Annotated in this window: 19 protein-coding genes; 18 read left to right on the top strand and 1 reads right to left on the bottom strand. The window is 55.7% G+C overall.

Annotated features, from left to right (window positions below; all coding sequences use genetic code 11):
• Positions 1–174: 174 nt before the first annotated feature.
• The 4 genes from HMPREF9081_RS09310 to htpX all read left to right on the top strand — a co-directional run bounded on the left by HMPREF9081_RS09310 (position 175) and on the right by htpX (position 5,299).
• Positions 175–582, top strand: coding sequence for a YkvA family protein (locus tag HMPREF9081_RS09310; RefSeq protein WP_006306959.1), 408 nt, complete (start codon positions 175–177; stop codon positions 580–582).
• A gap of 184 nt (positions 583–766) precedes the next feature.
• The gene (gene hcp, locus HMPREF9081_RS09305) at positions 767–2,428 is read left to right on the top strand and encodes a hydroxylamine reductase (RefSeq protein ID WP_040394969.1); all 1,662 of its coding nucleotides are present in this window, start codon (positions 767–769) and stop codon (positions 2,426–2,428) included.
• Between the two features lie 320 nt (positions 2,429–2,748).
• Positions 2,749–4,344, top strand: a complete 1,596-nt coding sequence (gene serA, locus HMPREF9081_RS09300) for a phosphoglycerate dehydrogenase (RefSeq protein WP_006306957.1) — start codon at positions 2,749–2,751, stop codon at positions 4,342–4,344.
• An 85-nt stretch (positions 4,345–4,429) separates the two neighbouring features.
• The gene (gene htpX / locus HMPREF9081_RS09295) at positions 4,430–5,299 is read left to right on the top strand and encodes a zinc metalloprotease HtpX (RefSeq protein ID WP_006306956.1); all 870 of its coding nucleotides are present in this window, start codon (positions 4,430–4,432) and stop codon (positions 5,297–5,299) included.
• A gap of 83 nt (positions 5,300–5,382) precedes the next feature.
• Here the strand turns inward: htpX and HMPREF9081_RS13945 are convergent, their stop codons facing one another.
• On the bottom strand, positions 5,383–5,547 hold the full coding sequence (locus HMPREF9081_RS13945; protein WP_006306955.1) for a hypothetical protein: 165 nt from the start codon (positions 5,545–5,547) through the stop codon (positions 5,383–5,385).
• 145 nt (positions 5,548–5,692) lie between these two features.
• Between HMPREF9081_RS13945 and HMPREF9081_RS09290 the strand changes: the two genes are divergently transcribed.
• The 14 genes from HMPREF9081_RS09290 (at position 5,693) to rfbC (ending at position 18,560) form a co-directional block, all read left to right on the top strand.
• Positions 5,693–6,793, top strand: coding sequence for a methyl-accepting chemotaxis protein (locus HMPREF9081_RS09290; protein WP_006306954.1), 1,101 nt, complete (start codon positions 5,693–5,695; stop codon positions 6,791–6,793).
• 209 nt (positions 6,794–7,002) lie between these two features.
• The gene (locus HMPREF9081_RS09285) at positions 7,003–7,662 is read left to right on the top strand and encodes an amino acid ABC transporter permease (RefSeq protein ID WP_040395589.1); all 660 of its coding nucleotides are present in this window, start codon (positions 7,003–7,005) and stop codon (positions 7,660–7,662) included.
• Positions 7,655–8,374 (top strand): amino acid ABC transporter ATP-binding protein, encoded by a 720-nt coding sequence (locus HMPREF9081_RS09280; RefSeq protein WP_006306952.1) that lies wholly within the window; start codon positions 7,655–7,657, stop codon positions 8,372–8,374. The genes HMPREF9081_RS09285 and HMPREF9081_RS09280 overlap by 8 nt, the downstream gene beginning before the upstream one ends.
• 3 nt (positions 8,375–8,377) lie before the next feature.
• Positions 8,378–9,256, top strand: a complete 879-nt coding sequence (locus HMPREF9081_RS09275) for a DMT family transporter (RefSeq protein ID WP_006306951.1) — start codon at positions 8,378–8,380, stop codon at positions 9,254–9,256.
• A gap of 35 nt (positions 9,257–9,291) precedes the next feature.
• Positions 9,292–10,272: a cell division protein FtsZ gene (locus tag HMPREF9081_RS09270; protein ID WP_006306950.1), complete on the top strand. Its 981-nt coding sequence runs from the start codon at positions 9,292–9,294 to the stop codon at positions 10,270–10,272.
• 27 nt (positions 10,273–10,299) lie between these two features.
• Positions 10,300–11,088, top strand: coding sequence for an HD domain-containing protein (locus HMPREF9081_RS09265; protein ID WP_006306949.1), 789 nt, complete (start codon positions 10,300–10,302; stop codon positions 11,086–11,088).
• A 30-nt stretch (positions 11,089–11,118) separates the two neighbouring features.
• Positions 11,119–12,786, top strand: coding sequence for a glutamine--tRNA ligase/YqeY domain fusion protein (locus HMPREF9081_RS09260; protein WP_006306948.1), 1,668 nt, complete (start codon positions 11,119–11,121; stop codon positions 12,784–12,786).
• A 57-nt stretch (positions 12,787–12,843) separates the two neighbouring features.
• Positions 12,844–13,140 carry a hypothetical protein gene (locus tag HMPREF9081_RS09255; protein WP_040394967.1) on the top strand — a complete coding sequence of 99 codons (297 nt, stop codon included), beginning with the start codon at positions 12,844–12,846 and terminating at the stop codon, positions 13,138–13,140.
• A 65-nt stretch (positions 13,141–13,205) separates the two neighbouring features.
• The gene (locus tag HMPREF9081_RS09250) at positions 13,206–14,492 is read left to right on the top strand and encodes an ArsB/NhaD family transporter (RefSeq protein WP_006306946.1); all 1,287 of its coding nucleotides are present in this window, start codon (positions 13,206–13,208) and stop codon (positions 14,490–14,492) included.
• A 95-nt stretch (positions 14,493–14,587) separates the two neighbouring features.
• Complete coding sequence (locus tag HMPREF9081_RS09245; RefSeq protein ID WP_006306945.1) at positions 14,588–15,514, top strand: DUF1848 domain-containing protein; 927 nt, start codon at positions 14,588–14,590, stop codon at positions 15,512–15,514.
• A 221-nt stretch (positions 15,515–15,735) separates the two neighbouring features.
• Positions 15,736–16,032, top strand: coding sequence for a zinc-ribbon domain containing protein (locus HMPREF9081_RS09240; RefSeq protein WP_040394965.1), 297 nt, complete (start codon positions 15,736–15,738; stop codon positions 16,030–16,032).
• 96 nt (positions 16,033–16,128) lie between these two features.
• The gene (locus tag HMPREF9081_RS09235; RefSeq protein ID WP_006306941.1) at positions 16,129–16,902 is read left to right on the top strand and encodes a basic amino acid ABC transporter substrate-binding protein; all 774 of its coding nucleotides are present in this window, start codon (positions 16,129–16,131) and stop codon (positions 16,900–16,902) included.
• Positions 16,903–17,112: 210 nt separating this feature from the next.
• Positions 17,113–17,988: a glucose-1-phosphate thymidylyltransferase RfbA gene (gene rfbA, locus HMPREF9081_RS09230; RefSeq protein WP_040394964.1), complete on the top strand. Its 876-nt coding sequence runs from the start codon at positions 17,113–17,115 to the stop codon at positions 17,986–17,988.
• Positions 17,989–17,999: 11 nt separating this feature from the next.
• Entirely contained in the window at positions 18,000–18,560 is a 561-nt protein-coding gene (gene rfbC / locus HMPREF9081_RS09225; RefSeq protein ID WP_006306939.1) for a dTDP-4-dehydrorhamnose 3,5-epimerase, read from the top strand.
• The last annotated feature ends 380 nt before the right edge of the window (positions 18,561–18,940 follow it).

Here is an 18,940-nt window from a genome sequence, read left to right as displayed (position 1 = left end):
CCACAGAGCACCGCTCTGCGTGCGGTTTTCCTCCTCAATCGGACGAAAAAGTCTACGCCAATCTGAGGGTCTATTTTATCAGAGGAGGCAATGAATGTAAGGGCGTGATTTTGTCAATAGGAATTCAGAATATGCAGTTCGGGTATTGGTTGAAAGAAAACAGGAGGTAATCACATGAGTACGCAGGAGGATATCAAGGTCGAGGAAATTGAGAATCTGGACTTTGAGAAGTATGAGGACAAGTATTCTGAGGCGGGGCTGTGGGACAAGATCCGCAAGAACATTGCCAAGATCGGTGTGAAGGTGATCTATCAGGCACTACTGCTCTTCTATGTGGCACAGTCACCGAATTGCCCCACAAAGATCAAGGCGGGCATCATCGGCGCGCTAGGCTATCTGATCTCGCCGCTTGATCTGATTCCGGATATGCTGCCAGGCATCGGATTTGCCGATGATGCGATCGCGATTGCGACGGCGGTCGCGCTTGCGCAGATCTATATCACCGATGAGATTCGTGCGCAGGCAAAGGCAAAGCTGGCTGATTTGCTTGGTGAGGATGTACTCAAGAAGCTGGATGACTGAACTGTTTACAATAAGAAGCTCTCACCGCACTGTTGCTTTACAACAGAGTGGCGAGGGCTTCTTCTTAAAGTGAGAACTTTTATTGATTATTGACTGGTAACATATGTTACATCTATTGAGAAAGCCCTTTGCTATAATCAAGACAACAAATGTGTATTGGATATATCGCAAAGGAGAGTTTCTCATGGATGCTAAAATGTTTTGTTATCAGTGTCAGGAGACAGCGGGTGGCAAGGGCTGCACGGTGCAGGGAGTCTGCGGCAAGAAGCCGGATGTCGCCGACATGCAGGATCTGCTCGTCTATGTGACGAAGGGGCTCGGCGCGGTGACGACGGCACTGCGCGCAGCGGGCAAGAAGGTTGCCATCGAGGTGAACCATCGCGTGACGATGAACCTCTTCATTACGATCACGAATGCGAACTTCGACCGCGAGGCGATCATGGACGTGATTGAGGAGACGCTTGCGATCAAGGCGGATCTGCTTGGGCAGCTCTCTGATGCGTCGCATCTGCCAGAGGCGGCACATTGGACGGCGCCGCGTGCAGAGTTCGAGGCAAAGGCGAAGACGGTCGGCGTGCTCGCGACGGAGAACGAGGATGTACGCAGCCTGCGTGAGCTGACGACGTACGGTCTGAAGGGGCTGTCCGCCTATGTCGAGCACGCAAATGCGCTCGGTCACGAGAACGAGGAGATCGACGCATTCATGCAGCACGCGCTGGCACAGCTGCTCGATGATACGATGGATGGCGATGCGCTGACGGCGCTCGTGCTTGAGACGGGCAAGTGGGGCGTTGCGGGGATGGCACTCCTCGACGGTGCGAACACGGGCACGTACGGTCATCCCGAGATCTCAAAGGTCAACCTCGGCGTTCGTAACCGCCCCGGTATCCTCATCTCCGGGCATGACCTCAAGGATCTTGAGCGTCTCTTGGAGCAGACGAAGGGCACGGGCGTCGATGTCTATACGCATGGCGAGATGATCCCCGCGCACTACTACCCCGCATTCAAGAAGTACGACAACCTCGTCGGCAACTACGGCAACGCATGGTGGCTGCAGAAAGAGGAGTTCGAGAAGTTTAATGGCGCGATCCTCATGACGACGAACTGTGTCGTTCCGCCGAAGGACAGCTACAAGGATCGCCTCTTTACGACGGCTGCGGTCGGCGTGCCGGGCTGCACGCACATCCCTCTCGTGAACGGTGAGAAGGACTTTACACCCGTCATCGAGTGTGCGAAGAAGTGCGCGCCTCCGACGGAGCTGGAGACGGGCGAGATCGTCGGCGGCTTCGCGCATGAGCAGGTCTTTGCCGTCGCGGACAAGGTTGTCGAGGCGGTGAAGAGCGGCGCGATCAAGAAATTCGTCGTCATGGCGGGCTGCGATGGCCGTATGAAGTCGCGTGAGTACTATGCTGAGTTCGCTGAGGCTCTGCCGCATGACACGGTCATTCTCACGGCGGGCTGCGCGAAATACAAGTATATCAAGAAGGATCTCGGCGACATCGGCGGTATCCCGCGTGTCCTTGACGCAGGGCAGTGCAACGACTCCTATTCGCTTGCGCTGATTGCGCTGAAGCTTAAGGAAGTATTCGGTCTGGATGATGTGAACAAGCTCCCGATTGCGTACAATATCGCGTGGTACGAGCAGAAGGCTGTCATCGTTCTCCTCGCGCTGCTCCACCTCGGCGTGAAGAACATCCACCTCGGACCCACGCTCCCCGCGTTCCTCTCTCCGAATGTCGCAAAGGTGCTCGTCGAGACCTTCGGCATCGGCGGCATCACGAACGTCGAGGACGATATGGCAATGTTCGGCATCGAAGCGGACGAGTCGGAAGCCGCTGCGGTGTAAGAGAATATCTTTTCATATGATAGGATGATCTTCGAAAAACAGCGAAAGAACCTGTCAGAATAGCTGAAATCAAAAAGAGGCTGTTGTACGTTTTGTTTCGTGCAACAGCCTCTTTGCGTGGGGGAAATTGACGCATCTTTTTGCCCACACTTCGGCGGAAAATTCTCTACATCTAAACGCCCTTCGATTGAACGGCGAAATCCGCTATCATAGAACCCCGTCGAAATATTTGACACCGGACGCCTCTTTTGACTATAATGAGCCGTACACTGTGTAAAAGAAACGATGTGCGCCAAAGCGCCGCATGGGAGGGCTAACGGATGAAGATTTTGGCTGCGGATGGGATTTCACCCGAGGGGATTGGTCTGCTGGCAGAGTATGAAGTTGATGTGCGTGACAAGATCTCGCATGAAGAGCTTGTGGAGATCATCGGTGACTATGACGCACTCATGGTGCGCTCGGCGTCGAAGGTGTCGGCGGACGTGCTCGCGCGCGCGGATAAACTGAAGATCATTGGGCGTGCGGGCGTCGGTGTCGACAACATCGACGTGAAGGCGGCGACGGAGCGCGGCATTATCGTCATTAACTCGCCGGGCGGCAACACGATCGCGGCGACAGAGCACACGATGGCGATGATGCTCTCGATGGCGCGCAACATTCCTGTGGCGGATGCGACCATGCATGCGGGAGAGTGGAACCGTAAGGCGTACGTCGGCGTGGAGCTGCGTGGCAAGACACTCGGCGTCATCGGTATGGGGCGCATCGGCAGTGGGGTCGCAAAACGCGCGCTCGCCTTTGATATGAACATTATCGCCTATGATCCGTATATCAATGAAGAGAGAGCCAAGGCGCTCGGCGTGACCGTGGGAACACTGGACGATATCTTTGCGGCGGCGGACTTTATCACCGTGCACATGCCGCTCACGAAGGAAACGCGCGGTATGATCTCCATGAATCAAATGCGCAAGATGAAGCCGGGCGTGCGCCTCGTAAACTGCGCGCGCGGCGGCATCATCAACGAGAAGGATCTGGCGGCGGCGATCAAGGAAGGAATCGTTGCGGGCGCAGCGATCGATGTGTTCGAGAGCGAGCCGCTCGTAGAGGACAGCCCTCTGCGCGATGTTCCGGGAATCGTGCTCACGCCACACCTCGGTGCATCCACGGTGGAGGCACAGATCGGTGTGTCCGTAGACGTGGCAGAGGGCATTCGCGCGGCACTGCGTGGTGAGCCTGTGACGGCAGCGGTCAACATGGCGCCCGTATCGAAGGAAGTCATGCGCGTCATCCGTCCCTACATCACACTCGCGGAGCAGCTCGGTTGTACCGTTTGTTCGCTCGCCGAAGGACCCATCTCCCATGTGGAGGTCATCTACAACGGCGAGATTACGGAGGTCAACACGAGTTTCCTTACGACGGCGATTCTCAAAGGCATGCTCAATCCCATCCTCGAGAGCGAGATCAACTACGTCAACGCCCCGAGTGTCGCGAAATCGCGCGGCATCAAGGTGACGGAGATCAAGGAAAAGGAAAACTCGCACTATTCGACGCTCATCACCGTGCGTGTCACGACAGCGGCGGGTACGGCAGAAGCGGGCACGGCAGAGGTTCAGGGCGCACTCTTCGGCACCGATGGACGTATCGTGCGGATCAACGGCTTCCGCGTGGATATCGATCCACACGCACGCCTCCTCATCTGTCCGCATATCAACCGTCCCGGTGTCATCGGCACAGTCGGTTCTATTATGGGCGAGGCGGGCATCAACATTTCGTCCATGCAGGTGGGCAAGTCAAAACGTGAGGGGATGAGCATCATGGCACTCACGATTGATCACGACATCCCCGACGATACGCTCGCACGCTTGCTCGCCATTGACGGTATCTTTGACGCGAAACTGGTCAATTTCGAAACGATTTGAGAGGATTCCAGCCTTTTTCCATAATGTCCCTGTATGATATAGTCAAAAGGACAAAGAATTTGTCGCGACAAGGAGGAAGAAGCCTATGAACACACTTAAGACGACAATGCTTATGGCGCTCCTCATGGCGCTCATGGTTGCTCTCGGCGGCATCTTCGCCGGACATACGGGTATGACTGTCATGCTCATCATCGCGCTTGGCATGAACTTCTTCTCGTACTGGTTCTCCGATCGTATGGTGCTCAGCATGTATCATGCACGCGAGGTGGATCGTGCGAGTGCCCCGGAGCTCTATGGGCTCGTTGAGAAGCTTGCGGAGCGTGCAGGGCTCCCAATGCCGCGCGTCTACATCATCAACGAGGATGCGCCGAACGCATTCGCGACGGGGCGCAATCCCTCGAACGCGGCGGTCGCTGTGACGACGGGGCTCATGCGTGCGCTCGACTACAACGAAATCTCGGGGGTACTCGGTCATGAGCTCGCGCATGTAAAGCACCGTGACATTCTCATCTCGACGATTGCAGCGACGATGGCGACCGTCATCTCCTATGCGGCGAGCATCGCCCAGTGGGCGGCTATCTTTGGAGGCGGGCGTTCGAGCGACGACGATCGCGGCGGCATCATCGGTCTCATCGCGACGGCGATTATCGCACCGATTGCGGCGGCGCTCATCCAGATGGCGATCTCGCGCTCGCGTGAGTACAGTGCGGACGAGGGGGGCGCAGAGATCTGCGGCAACCCGAACTACCTCGCCTCGGCACTCGAGAAGATCGAGTACTACGCCGTGCACGGCGCACCCTTGCCGGAGGCAACGCCCGCGACGGCACACATGTGCATCATCAATCCGCTCACGGGGCGTGACATCTCGTTCAAGAGCTTGTTCTCGACTCATCCGGACACGCAGGAGCGCATCGCGCGTCTGCGCGCGCAGGCACAGCGCATGCACATCCGCTGAATATATAGGAAGCACTGATAATTTTATCAGCGATTCCTAAAAGAATCCCCTTTGACGGAGACGATTCGTCGAAGGGGATTTTTCTATTTGTTGAGCGTGTCAATCTTTCGCCGCAGAAATTCCAAAAGTTCCAGACGTTCCTCGACATAGTCGAGCAGAGCATCGGATGGCAACTCCGCATGTGCACGTTCCGTCCGTACTGCGTTTGACCGATTTCCAAAGTCAAGTTTATCGGAAAAGCAAATCAAGCTTTATCTCAACTCCTGCTTGCATATATGCTCTGATATGATACAATAAGCGTAACAGTGGGAGTAAAGGGAGCACGGATAAATTCAGCACCATCGTCTTGGCGCATTTATCAGTGATTCCTAAAACTTTTTGGAGGGAATGCAATTGTTAGACAAGAATAACGGAACAGGCGGGGCACACGATTTCGCGGGAGCGATTCAGGGAATCGTTGCGGGACATGAGAAAAATGAGCTTTTCACAAAACTGCGCAGTAATGAGCCATATGCAGCTGAGTTGAATGAATTGATTGACTGCGTGAACGAGGAACTTGAGTACCAGCGTTTCCGTCTCCGTACGGTCAATGAGGCGATCAACTCCGGCATGTGGTATATGAAGATCAATCCGGATTTCAGCATCGCCTATGCGATCTGGTCGGATGAGTTTCGCCGCATGATCGGTTTCCGTGGGGAGTCGGACTTCCCGAACACGATTGAGTCGTGGAGTTCACGTCTGCACCCGGATGATGTGGAGGGGACATTCTCCTCGTTTAACGCCTGTATCCGAGATCTCAGTGGTCATACGACATACAATGCGGACTATCGCCTGAAGATCCATGACGGCAGCTACCGCTGGTATCATGCCTCCGGCAACGTCGTACGCGACAAGAGTGGACATCCGGAGGAGATCATCGGCGTCTTTGTCGATATCGATGAGGAGAGGCGGAAATCGGAAGAGCTTGAGCAGACATCGCAGAAGAAGGAAAAGTTCTATAGCGAGCTTGAGACGATGCTCAGCAGTCTGTATGCGTCCATCGACACGATCACAGAGAGTGTGAGCCAGACGATGGAGCGCACGATGGAGATCTCGAACGTACAGGAGGAGATCACAAAGGCGGCGGAGGATACGCGCAGCCAGACGGAGAACACGCTCAAGATGTCCGAGCTTGTCATGACGATCTCGAAGCAGACAAACCTTCTCTCGCTGAATGCCTCCATTGAGGCTGCCCGTGCGGGCGAGGCAGGGCGCGGCTTCTCTGTTGTGGCGGAGGAGGTTGGAAAACTTGCCGACAGCAGCCGTGATGCCGCGAGCAAAATCCTTGAAGAACTCGGCTCCATGGGAAAGGCGGCGAATCATATTACCGAGCGCATCAAGTCCATCAACGGTCTGATCGAGAATCAGGCGGCGAACATGAAGGAGATCAGCGCGTCCGTTGAGGAGGCAAAGGCGATGTCCGACAACATTGAGGCGCTGTCCAAGAAGTTGTAAAGGAAACTGCAATTCCTTAAGCACCCCACGAGCCGGTGCTCATCACCGGCTCGTGGGGTGTATTTTTTCGCGATTGACGTGATTCGATTTCGACAAAGAGCGCGAATTTATTGACACCACTCTTTGATTGAAATATAATATGGAGAACGGCTATTTATGCAGGAATATCATGGGAATTATGAATCTATACAGGGAGAATGGATGAACTTATGAACTTTGATATGAATCTCGTCGTCAACTCATTTCCGCTACTGCTCATCGGTGCGGGGGTTACGATACAGATTACGATGCTGTCGACGGCGATCGGCTTTGTGATCGGTCTGATTGTCGGTGTGGCGCGCATCTCGAATCTGCGTGTACTTCGGATGCTCGCGGAGGTCTACGTGGAATTCTTTCGCGGGACGCCGCTGCTCGTGCAGATCTTTCTCTTTTACTTTGCCCTGCCGGTCATCACGGGGCAGCGCATCGACCCATTCATTGCGGCAATCTCTGCGTGCGGCATCAACTCGGGTGCATACGTGGCGGAGATTTTCCGTGCGGGCATCCAGTCGGTCGACGACGGACAGATGGAGGCGGGGCGTTCGCTCGGCATGACGTGGTTGCAGACCATGCGCTACATCATCGTGCCGCAGGCATTCAAACGCGTCATCCCGCCGCTTGGCAATGAGTTCATCGCCATGCTGAAGGACTCCTCCCTTGTGTCGGTCATCGGCTTCGAGGAGCTGACGCGTCGGGGACAGCTCATCATTGCAAAGACGTACGGCTCGTTTGAAATATGGATGAGTGTCGCCGTTATCTATCTCGTGATGACGCTGACGATTTCGCGCTTTGTCGCATATCTGGAACGGAGGTATCGTGTCCATGATTGAGATTAAGGGCCTCCGCAAGTCATTTGGTACGGATGAGGTGCTGAAGGGGATCGACCTCTCGATTGATGAGAAAGAGGTCGTCGTTATTATCGGCCCTTCGGGATCCGGTAAAAGTACATTGCTCCGTTGCATGAACCACCTCGAGGAGCCGACGGGGGGCGAGGTCGTCGTTGACGGTATCACGCTTTCGAGTGAGGCAAATATTAACAAGGTGCGCGAAGAGGTAGGCATGGTGTTTCAACGCTTCAACCTCTTTCCTCATATGACAGTGCTTGAGAACATCATGCTCGCGCCGATGAAGGTCAAGCACGTTTCTCGTGATGCAGCCGAAAAGACGGCACGCGAACTGCTCGCACGTGTGGGACTTGCAGAAAAGGCGGATGCCTATCCTGACAATCTCTCGGGCGGTCAGCAGCAGCGCGTCGCGATCGCGCGTGCGCTCGCCATGCACCCGAAGGTCATGCTCTTCGATGAGCCGACCTCGGCGCTCGACCCAGAGATGGTCGGCGAGGTGCTCGATGTCATGCGTGCACTTGCAAACGAGGGCATGACGATGGTCGTTGTCACGCATGAGATGGGCTTTGCCCGCGAGGTGGGCGACCGCCTGCTCTTCGTGGACGAGGGGCGCATCATCGAGTCTGGGGTGCCGCGCGAGGTGTTCGAGCATCCAAAGGAGGAGCGTACGCGCAGCTTCCTGTCGAAGGTGCTCTGATCCATGCGCGGAAATCTGATGTTGCTTGCGGCGTCGTTCTTCTGGGGAACGACGTTCGTTGCTCAGGTTCTCGGGATGGAGGGGCTTGGTCCTTACACCTATGCGGCATTCCGCTTTGCTCTTGGAACGCTGTTTATGGGGGCGCTCTGGTTCGCTTATCGCGGCAAGCGCGCGGACGAGCGGCGCGCGGGGACATTTCGCTCGGGATTTCTCCCGGGGATTCCCGTCGGAGTTGCGATGTTCATCGGCGTGACGCTCCAACAGGTCGCACTCCTCTATACGACGGCGGGTAAGACGGCGTTCATCACGACGCTGTATATCGTGCTCGTACCGCTCGCTGCGGTTCTGCTCGGTCAGCGCGTCCGCGTGGCGCAGTGGGGAGGCGCACTGCTTGCGTTCATCGGTGTTTACTTCCTCTCCGCCTATGGGGAGCTGACGATCAATACGGGCGATCTGCTCGTCTTCATCTGCTCCTTCTTCTGGATGGCGCAGATTCTCCTCATTGACCGCTATGCAAGCACTGTGGATGCCATCGAGCTCTGTCTCATGGAGATGATCGTCTGCACGGTCGGCAACGCGGCGCTCGCCGCCGTCTATGAAACGTTCCTGTGGAGCGATGTCGTCCGTGCGGCGATTCCGATTCTCTACGCAGGGGTTCTCTCCTGCGGCGTCGCCTACACCTGTCAGATTCTCGGGCAGGCATATGTAGAGCCGATGCAGGCGTCGATTCTCCTGTCGACGGAGGCGGTTTTTGCTGCTGTGTCGGGGTGGATCATTCTCGGTGAGACCATGAGCGGCGTTCAGATTATGGGCTGCGCACTCCTCCTCGGCGGTGCGCTGATGGCACAGATTCGGGGAGGCACGGAAAAAGGTGTGTTATAGCGCTATTTTATCGGCACTTCTGTAAGGAGTACACTATGCCGGCAGCTGAAATTATCAAACCGAAAATCACAATCAAGGTGGTCGGCGTTGGCGGCGGCGGCAACAATATCGTACGCTGTGTGCACGAGAAATACGATCTCGATATCACGCTCATCGGCATTAACTCCGATCTGCGCCAGCTGAATACCCTGCACAAGCAGGGCATTACGGTTCTGCCCATCGGCGAGAAGCTGACAAATGGGCGCGGTACGGGCGGACGGGTTGAGATCGGCGAGCAGGCGGCGCGTGAGGAGGAGCGGGCGATCCGCGCCGTGCTCGAGGGTTCGGATCTCGTCATTATCGCAGCGACGATGGGCGGGGGACTCGGAACAGGGGCCGCTCCTGTCGTCGCGGAGATCGCTCGCGACATGGGCATTCTCTCGATCGGCGTTGTGACGACGCCATTTCACTTCGAGATGGCACGCAAGATGCAGACGGCGCAGGAGGGCATTGCACGTATGCAGGGGCATACGGACGCCTTTATCACGATACACAACGATAACTTGCTCAAGATTGCACCCGACCGCAATATGTCCTTCGTCGATGCCTTTGCCCTCGCAGATGAGGTCCTGCGACAGACGGTAGGCTGCGTGGCAGAGCTCATTCTCACGACGGGCATCATCAATGTTGACTTCTCCGATGTGACGACGATCTTTCGTCAGAGCACATCGAGCGACGCGCTGCTCGCCATCGGGGTGGACGAAAGCCCGCAGAAGGCGGTGCTGAGGGCGATCAAGAGTCCTCTGATCGACCGCGGCATTGAGGGAGCACGTGGAGTCGTGCTCAACCTTACGGGCGATCCCACGATGAGTCTGCGCGATGTGGACGAGGCGGTGCAGTATATTCACAAGCGTGCACATCCAGAGGTCGATATTATTGTGGGGATCGTTGTTCAGCCGGAGATGGTGGGCAAAGTACAGGCGACACTGATTGCAACGGATTTTGACGATGCCTATGTCAGTGCTTCGCAGGGCTAAGGGAAGCATGTGAAAGGAGGAACGCAGATGAAAGAACTGCTGCATGAGATGCATGTATGGATGAACGACTATATGCGTTCCTTCCGCACGAATGATCCCGATGTCATGCTCGGGATTCGTCTGAAAGAGATTCATACGGGCTATGTCACGACGAACGCGCGGGCGCTCGCAAAGCATCTCGGCTGCAATGCGCACGATATGGCACTTGCCGAGATCATCGGTCTCTTTCATGATGTTGGGCGCTTCCGACAATATGCCGTCTATCAGACATTTAACGATGCGATGTCGGAGGATCACGCGGAACTCGGATTGAAGGTGCTTGCGGAAGAGGTCGCCTTTCTGGATCGCCTTCGTCCGCAGGATGCCGACACTGTGCGCTTTGCGATCAAGTATCACAATAAAAGAGAGATCGCACCGACAGACGACGAGCGCAAGCTGTTTTTTGCAAAGCTGATCCGCGATGCGGACAAACTCGACATCTACCGTGTGCTCCTGCCGTTCCTCGCGCCCGATGCGGCAGAAAAGGCGCCGAACTTCGTGCCGTCGGACGCGGCGCAGGAGGTCAGCCCTGACTTTATCGCAGACTTTGCGGCGGGGAGGCAGGCGGACTACTACCGGCTGCGTACGCACGGCGACCGCAAGATCGTGCGGCTCATGTGGATCTATGACATCAATTTCATGTGGACACTGCGCCGCATTGTAGAACGCGGCTATGTGGACGCATTCATTGAGAGCCTTCCGGCGCAGGAGGGGATTGCCGAGGGCGTCGCGCGCCTGCGCACCTATATCGAGCAGTGCTGCGCACGGAACGATTGATTGGCATTATACGGATAAAGGGGTAGGGACATGGCGGACGTAAAGACATCGAATTTCATCCGAAATATCATCGACGAGGATCTGCGTGCAGGACGGCACGCGGAGGGGATTCACACGCGCTTCCCGCCAGAGCCGAACGGCTACCTGCACGTCGGGCACGCAAAGTCCATCTGCCTCAACTTCGGTGTTGCCGAAGACTACAATGGTCTCTGCAACCTGCGCTTTGATGATACGAATCCGACGAAGGAGGACGTCGAGTATGTGGACTCCATTCAGGAGGATATCCGCTGGCTCGGCTTTACGTGGGACGATCGCTGCTTCTATGCCTCGGATTACTTCGAGCAGATGTATGAATATGCAGTTGAATTGATAAAGAAGGGGCTTGCCTATGTGGACGATCTCTCGGCGGAGGAGATTCGTGCCTATCGCGGCACGCTGACAGAGCCGGGCAGGGAAAGCCCATATCGCAGCCGCTCCGTGGAGGAGAATCTCGACCTCTTCACGCGCATGCGTGCGGGTGAGTTCCCCGATGGTGCGCGCGTCCTGCGTGCGAAGATCGACATGGCGTCACCGAACCTCGTTATGCGCGACACGGTCATCTACCGCATCGCGCACGTTCCCCATCATCGAACGGGCGATGCGTGGTGCATCTATCCGATGTATGACTTTGCGCACCCAATCTCGGATGCGATCGAGGGCATTACACACTCCCTCTGCACGCTCGAGTTCGAGGAGCACCGTCCGTTCTATGACTGGCTGCTCGAGGCACTGGGGTTCCCGGCGGGAGAGCGTCCGCGTCAGATCGAGTTCGCACGGCTCAACCTCTCGGGCGCGATCACGAGCAAGCGCAAGCTGCGCCAGCTCGTCGAGGAGGGGCATGTGCGCGGTTGGGACGATCCGCGTATGCCGACCATCTCGGGGATGCGCCGCCGCGGATATCCGCCTGCGGCAGTGCGTGCGTTCTGTGAGGAGATCGGCGTCGCTAAGAGCAACAGCACCGTTGACAATGCAATGCTTGAGCACAGCGTGCGCGATGACCTGAATCAGAATGCGCCGCGTGTCATGGCCGTACTGCACCCGCTGAAGCTCGTCCTCACGAACTATCCCGCGGGTGAGACGGAATATCTGCTCGCAGAAAACAGCCCCACGCACGGCGGACAGCGCTATGTACCGTTTGCGCGTGAGCTCTATATCGACCGCGAGGACTTCATGGAGGACGCGCCGAAAAAGTTCTTCCGCCTGAAGCCGGGCGGGGAGGTGCGTCTCAAGCACGCCTACATCATCAAATGCGAGGAAGTCGTCAAGGATGCGGCGGGGGAGATCACGGAGCTGCGTTGCACCTACGATCGCGAGACACGGAGCGGCGGCGTTGCTGCAAACCGCAAGGTGAAGGGGACGATCCAGTGGGTTGCGGCAGAGCACGCGCTCACGGCGGAGGTGCGTCTCTACGAGAGCCTTTTGCGTGACATCCCGGAGGGTGAGGAGGAGCCGGAGCACTTTATTGACGCGCTGAACCCGCACTCGCTTGAGATCCTCACGGATGCGAAGATCGAGCCGAGCGTTTACCTAACGGCAGCAGGAGCACATTATCAGTTCCTGCGCGTTGGCTACTTTGTTGTTGACCCGGACACAACGCCGGATCATATAGTGTTCAACCGCATTGTCGGACTTAAGGATTCGTGGAGCAAGGTGAAATGATTCTTTTCCGATGGTGCACATATGCCGCCCGATGCGGACGGTATGAGGAGGTTTGCCGTGGCAAAGATACCGAAGAACCGATCTGATAAGGATATGATGCAGGGCTTTGAGGAGGAGGAAACCCTCGCCGAGGTTCTGCTGAAAAAGGAGCGGCAGGAGGAGGAACGCGCGCGTCAGCAAGCAGAGCGCATTCCTCCCGCCGACCTTGCCCGTGCGGGGCTTTCCTCTGCGCAGACGGATGAACTCGGCCGCGCGCTGATGGAGCTGAAACTTGCGCTGGCGCAGGAAGGCGTACAGCACTATAAGCTCAAGATTCAGCGCAAGGGCCGGCAGGTGATCATCACGGCGACGTGATGTGGAGTCACGGATCAATTTGTTTGTGACTTCTGGATTTCTCGCAACGAGAAAAAGGATGTGAAATGATGGAAAATGCAACGATTGTGGCGATTGTCATCTTCGTCATCGCATACGCGCTCATCATCTCCGAAAAGGTGCACCGCACCATCGTCGGACTGTTCGGCGCAATGCTCATGATACTCTTCGGAATCATCGAGCAGGAGACAGCGGTTCACCACATTGATTTCAACACGCTTGGACTCCTCATGGGCATGATGATTATTGTCAATATCACGAGCGAGACAGGGCTCTTTAACTTTCTTGCCATCTGGGCAGCGCAGAAAGTCAAGGCACAGCCAATTGCACTCCTCGTCGTCCTCTCGACCATTACGATGGTCTGCTCGGCTCTGCTTGACAACGTCACAACGGTTCTGCTGACCGTCCCGATCACCTTCAGCATTACGTCGCAGCTCAAGGTCGATGTCATGCCGTATCTGATCTCACAGATTCTCTCCTCGAATATCGGCGGCACGGCAACGCTCATCGGCGATCCGCCGAACATCATGATCGGCAGTGCCGTCGGACTGGACTTCATGGCATTCGTGGAAAATCTGACGCTCATCTCGATAATTATCTTTATCTTGGTACAATTCATTCTTATCGCGATCTACCGTAAGGGGCTGCACACGCAGCCCGAACTGCAGGATAAGATCATGCGTCTGCCGGCGGGCGCGCAGATCACGGATCATGCACTGCTGAAGAAATGTCTCGCTGTCATCTTCCTCACGATCACGCTCTTCGTCCTGCACGGCAGTCTCGGCCTGGAGTCCGCGACCGTTGCGCTCTCGGGCGCAGGACTTCTCCTGCTCCTCACGGCGACGCGCGATGAAGGTGCGATTGTCAAGGTGCTCTCCAAGATTGAGTGGCCGGCGATCTTCTTCTTCGGCGGGCTCTTCATTCTCGTCGGTGCGCTGGTCGAAACGGGTGTTATCCGTATGCTCGCCGCCGAAGCGATCAAGGCGACGGGCGGCAATGTCGAGGCGACAGCGATCCTCATCCTCTGGATGAGCGCGATTGCATCCGCATTCATCGACAACATCCCATTCGTTGCAACGCTGATTCCGCTCATTCAGGATATGGGTGAGATGGGGCTCACGAATCTCGATCCGATGTGGTGGTCGCTTGCTCTTGGTGCATGCCTTGGCGGCAACGGTACGCTCATCGGCGCGAGTGCAAACGTCGTTGTCGCGTCCATGTCGGCGCAGCGCGGACGACCGATTTCCTTCCTCGGCTTTATGAAGATTGCGTTCCCCGTCATGATTTTCACCATCATCATCTCGAATATCTACGTTTGGATTCGATATCTCTGAGAATTTTTGGTCGCGCTATCCCCGATCGCTGTCGCGGTTGGGGATTTATCTTTGCGCTCATCTGTGCTATTCTATGGGAAAAAGGGGGGAGCATCATGGTTTTGCATACGGGTATGCGTACGGATATTCCTGCGTTCTATGCGCCGTGGTTCGTCAATCGCTTGCATGCGGGCGAAGTGTGCGTACGCAACCCATATGATGCACAGCAGGTCACGCGCTACCGTCTCGATCCCTCTGTCGTCGACATCATCGCCTTCTGTACCAAGAATCCCGCGCCCATGCTTCCTCATATGCAACTTCTCGCGCCGTACGGACAATTCTGGTATGTCACGATCACTCCTTACGGCAGGGACATCGAGCCGAATGTGCCCGTATGGCAGGAGGTCGCGCACACATTCCGGCAACTCTCCATGATCGTCGGTACGCGTGCGATCGGCTGGCGTTACGATCCGATCATGATCGACGAACGCCATACAATCAATTGGCATCAGCAGATGTTCGCCGCGATGGCAGAGACGCTTGCGGGCGCGACTGAGATGGTCGTTATCAGCTTTCTCATGCGTTACGCAAAAACACGGCGCAACTTTCCTGCCTCACGCGATGTCACGCGTCTCGAACGGCTGGAACTTGGCGCGTACATTGTTGAGACAGCACGCACCTATGGAATGACCGTCTATCCCTGCGGCGACGGCGCAGAGCTCGCTGCATTCGGCGCAGATACGGGCGGCTGCATGACGCCGCGCATTTACGAGCGCGCGCTCGGACGGAGCATTCGCTTCCCCAAGTATCAGCGTCAGCGCAAGGAGTGTGACTGCTACCTCGGTGCGGACATCGGTGCCTATGACAGCTGCCCGCATCTCTGTCGCTACTGCTACGCGAATACACATCTCACGCGTGTCCAAAAAAATTGTCGCCGCCACGATCCCGCATCGCCCTTTCTCATCGGGCATGCGGAGGCAGGCGACCGCATGCACACGGCGCGGCAGGAGAGCTGGCTGGACGTGCAGGAGAGCCTGTTTTGACCAATATTTTCAGGCATGGAAAAAATGCTTGCACTTTATGAAAAACATCTGTATAATACAGAGCGTTGAAATCCGTTCCTCAAGACCTGATAGTCGTTCAATGAACGAGTGAAGCCTTGTTTATGTAATCAACGCTTGACCGTACCATAATCTCAGTGAACGCTTTCCCAGTTCGGCGAATGGAGAGACTAACTATATTTTTCAAGGGAGATTGTGGAAGAATGGCATTTGAAGACAAGACACTCGTATGCAAGGAATGCGGCGGCAACTTCGTATTCACCGCCGGTGAGCAGGAGTTCTACGCGGAGAAGGGCTTTGAGAACGAGCCAGCACGCTGCCGTGACTGCCGTGACAAGCGTCGTCGCAGTCGTGACGAGCAGAGCAGCGGCGAGCGTCAGATGTTCCCCGTGACCTGCGCCGCGTGCGGCAAGGAAACGGAAGTCCCGTTCCAGCCGAAGACGGATCGTCCGGTCTACTGCCGCGACTGCTTCAACTCGAAGCGCGCAGCACGTTTCTAAGGATTTTTGAGGAGGCTCTGCCTCCTTCGATGGAGGGATTGCGGCATTCGTTGCGGCGTCCCTCTTTTGTTTTCGTCTGTATGAGGAGGTTTCCCTATGAAACTGAAAAAATTGGCACTCATTCTTACCGGCGCTCTTGTGAGCCTTGCCCTCGTCGGCTGCGGTGGTGGCACAGATCAGGCAAAACAGGAGGCGAAGGTGCTTCGTGTCGGCTCTGCGATTGACTTTGCACCGTTTGAGTTCCAGGATGAGGGACAGAAGGACTATCAGGGCTTCGATATGGATCTCATCCGCGCGATCGCCAAGGAGATGGGCAGCGAGGCGGAGATCCAGAACATCGGCTTTGACGGACTCATTCCCGCTCTGCAGGCAAAGAATATCGATGTCATCATCAGTGGTATGACGATCAACGACGAACGTGCACAGAAGGTGAACTTCTCCGATCCGTACTATCAGTCGGGACTTACGATGGTCGTGCGTAGCGATGAGGAGGCGATCAAGTCCTTCAAGGATCTCAAGGGACACAAGGTCGCCGTACAGATCGGTACGACAAGCGCGAACATGGTCAAGGATATGGAAGGTGTTACCGTCACCGAGCTCAACACGCCTGCAGACTGCTTTATGGAGCTCAAAGCGCGCGGCGTTGATGCTGTTGTGAACGATCGCCCGGTCAACGACTACTACATCAAGCAGACACAGGCGGTCGGCGTGAAGTCCCTCGAGGACAAACTCTCGGCGGAGGACTACGGCATTGCGATGGCAAAGGACAACGCCGATCTCCAGAAGAAGATCAACGATGCGCTCAAAAAACTTCGTGAGAACGGCGAGTATGACAAGATTTATCAGAAGTGGTTCGGAACGAACAAGTAAAGGAACCCCTGATAAAAGATGCGTCAAGATGATGGTGCTGAATTTATCAGTGCTTCCTAAACATTGAATAACGATAAAAGCATCGTAGATGGAGTACGACTCGTCTGCGGTGCTTTTTGCGTTGATGGGATAGATAGAACAATATCTTCTTGCTTTATAAGCGAAAACACCGTAGAATAAAGCATAGATAAAATGCAGAGAGGTGACGGAATGATTCAGAAGGGAATTATCCTCGCGGGAGGTTCGGGGACGCGGCTCTATCCGCTCACGAAGGTCGTATCGAAGCAGCTCATGCCGATCTACGACAAGCCAATGATCTATTATCCCTTGAGCGCGCTGATGCTCGCGGGGATACGGGACATCCTCATTATTACAACGCCGAATGACAGCGCCCTCTATCGGGAGTTGCTCGGCGACGGCAGTCAACTTGGAATTTCCATATCGTATGCCGTGCAGCCAAGCCCGGATGGACTCGCACAGGCGTTTATCATCGGTGCGGATTTCGTTGCGGGCGAGGGCTGTGCGCTCGTGCTCGGTGACAACATCTTCTATGGTTCCGACTTTGCACAGGTCCTGCAGCGCACCGTGCGTCGTGAGGATGGGGCGACCGTGTTTGCCTACTATGTGTCCGATCCCGAGCGTTACGGTGTCGTTTCCTTCGACGAGGCAGGAAATGCGCTCACGCTTGAGGAGAAACCGAAAGAGCCGAAGTCCAACTACGCCGTCACAGGGCTCTACTTCTATGACAGTGATATTGTCGAGATTGCGCGCGGCATTCGCCCCTCGGCGCGCGGCGAGCTTGAGATCACCGACGTGAACAAGGAATATCTTGCAGCGGGAAAACTCCATGTGGAGCGCCTGCGGCGCGGTTACGCATGGCTCGATACGGGGACGCACGAGTCGCTGCTCTCGGCTGCCACCTTTGTCCAGACCATACAGGCGCGGCAGGGGCTCAAGATCTCCTGCATCGAGGAGATTGCCTATCGCATGGGCTACATCGATGCCGAGCAGGTGCTTCGCCTCGCCGAACCCCTTGCAAAGAACGAGTATGGTGTTTATTTGAAACGACTGATCAAGGACGTATAGGGAGCGCGTATATGAACGTAATTGAAACGGCACTTGTGGGTGTCCGCATCCTCGAGCCTCAAGTGTTTGGTGACGCACGTGGCTGGTTCATGGAGAGCTGGTCGAAAAAGAAGATGGAGGACGCGGGTATTTTCGTTGACTTTGTGCAGGACAACCATTCCTTTTCGGCGCAGAAGGGGACACTGCGCGGTCTGCACTATCAGCTGAATCCCATGGCACAGGCAAAGCTGCTGCGCGTTTCGCGTGGTTCGATCTTCGATGTTGCCGTGGACATTCGTCGCGGTTCGCCGACCTATGCGAAATGGGTTGGTGTGGAGCTGTCGGCGGAGAACTATCGTCAGCTCTTTATTCCGCGTGGATTTGCACATGGCTTCATTACACTTACCGATGATGTCGAGGTGCAGTACAAGGCGGACAATCTCTACGCGCCTGCCTGCGATGGCAATATCCGCTGGGATGATCCGGAGATTGGCGTCGACTGGCCGATCACGCCTACTGTTCTCTCTGATAAAGATGCCAACGCGCCCCTTCTTGCCGCGCGAACAGAACTCAATTTTACTTACAGCGCGTAAGGCGCGTGGGATTTTTTCAAAAAGAATGATGAAAAAATGAAAAAAGGGGGTTGACGAGAGTCAGCTCCCTGTGTTATATTATGACAGTCGCGCCGATGAGGGAAATGAAAGCGAAGAAAAACGCTGAAAGCCTCTGAATGGTGCAGGATGTACCCTGAAAACTACACAATGCAAAACACGTTAGAGGAAACTCTAACAAGCCAGATGCAACATCGTTGATGTCAGTCAACGAAACACAATTCTTTTACAAGAATGAACTTTTGAGCCAACAGGCTCTTCACATTAGCGGAGAGTTTGATCCTGGCTCAGGACGAACGCTGGCGGCGTGCTTAACACATGCAAGTCGAACGGAGCGAATGAAAGCTTGCTTTTATGAGCTT

This window comes from Centipeda periodontii DSM 2778 (assembly GCF_000213975.1).
In the GTDB taxonomy this organism is placed as follows: Bacteria; Bacillota; Negativicutes; order Selenomonadales; family Selenomonadaceae; genus Centipeda; species Centipeda periodontii.
The sequence above is the reverse complement of the archived record's forward strand: the minus strand, read 5'-3'. Positions and strand labels throughout refer to the sequence as shown.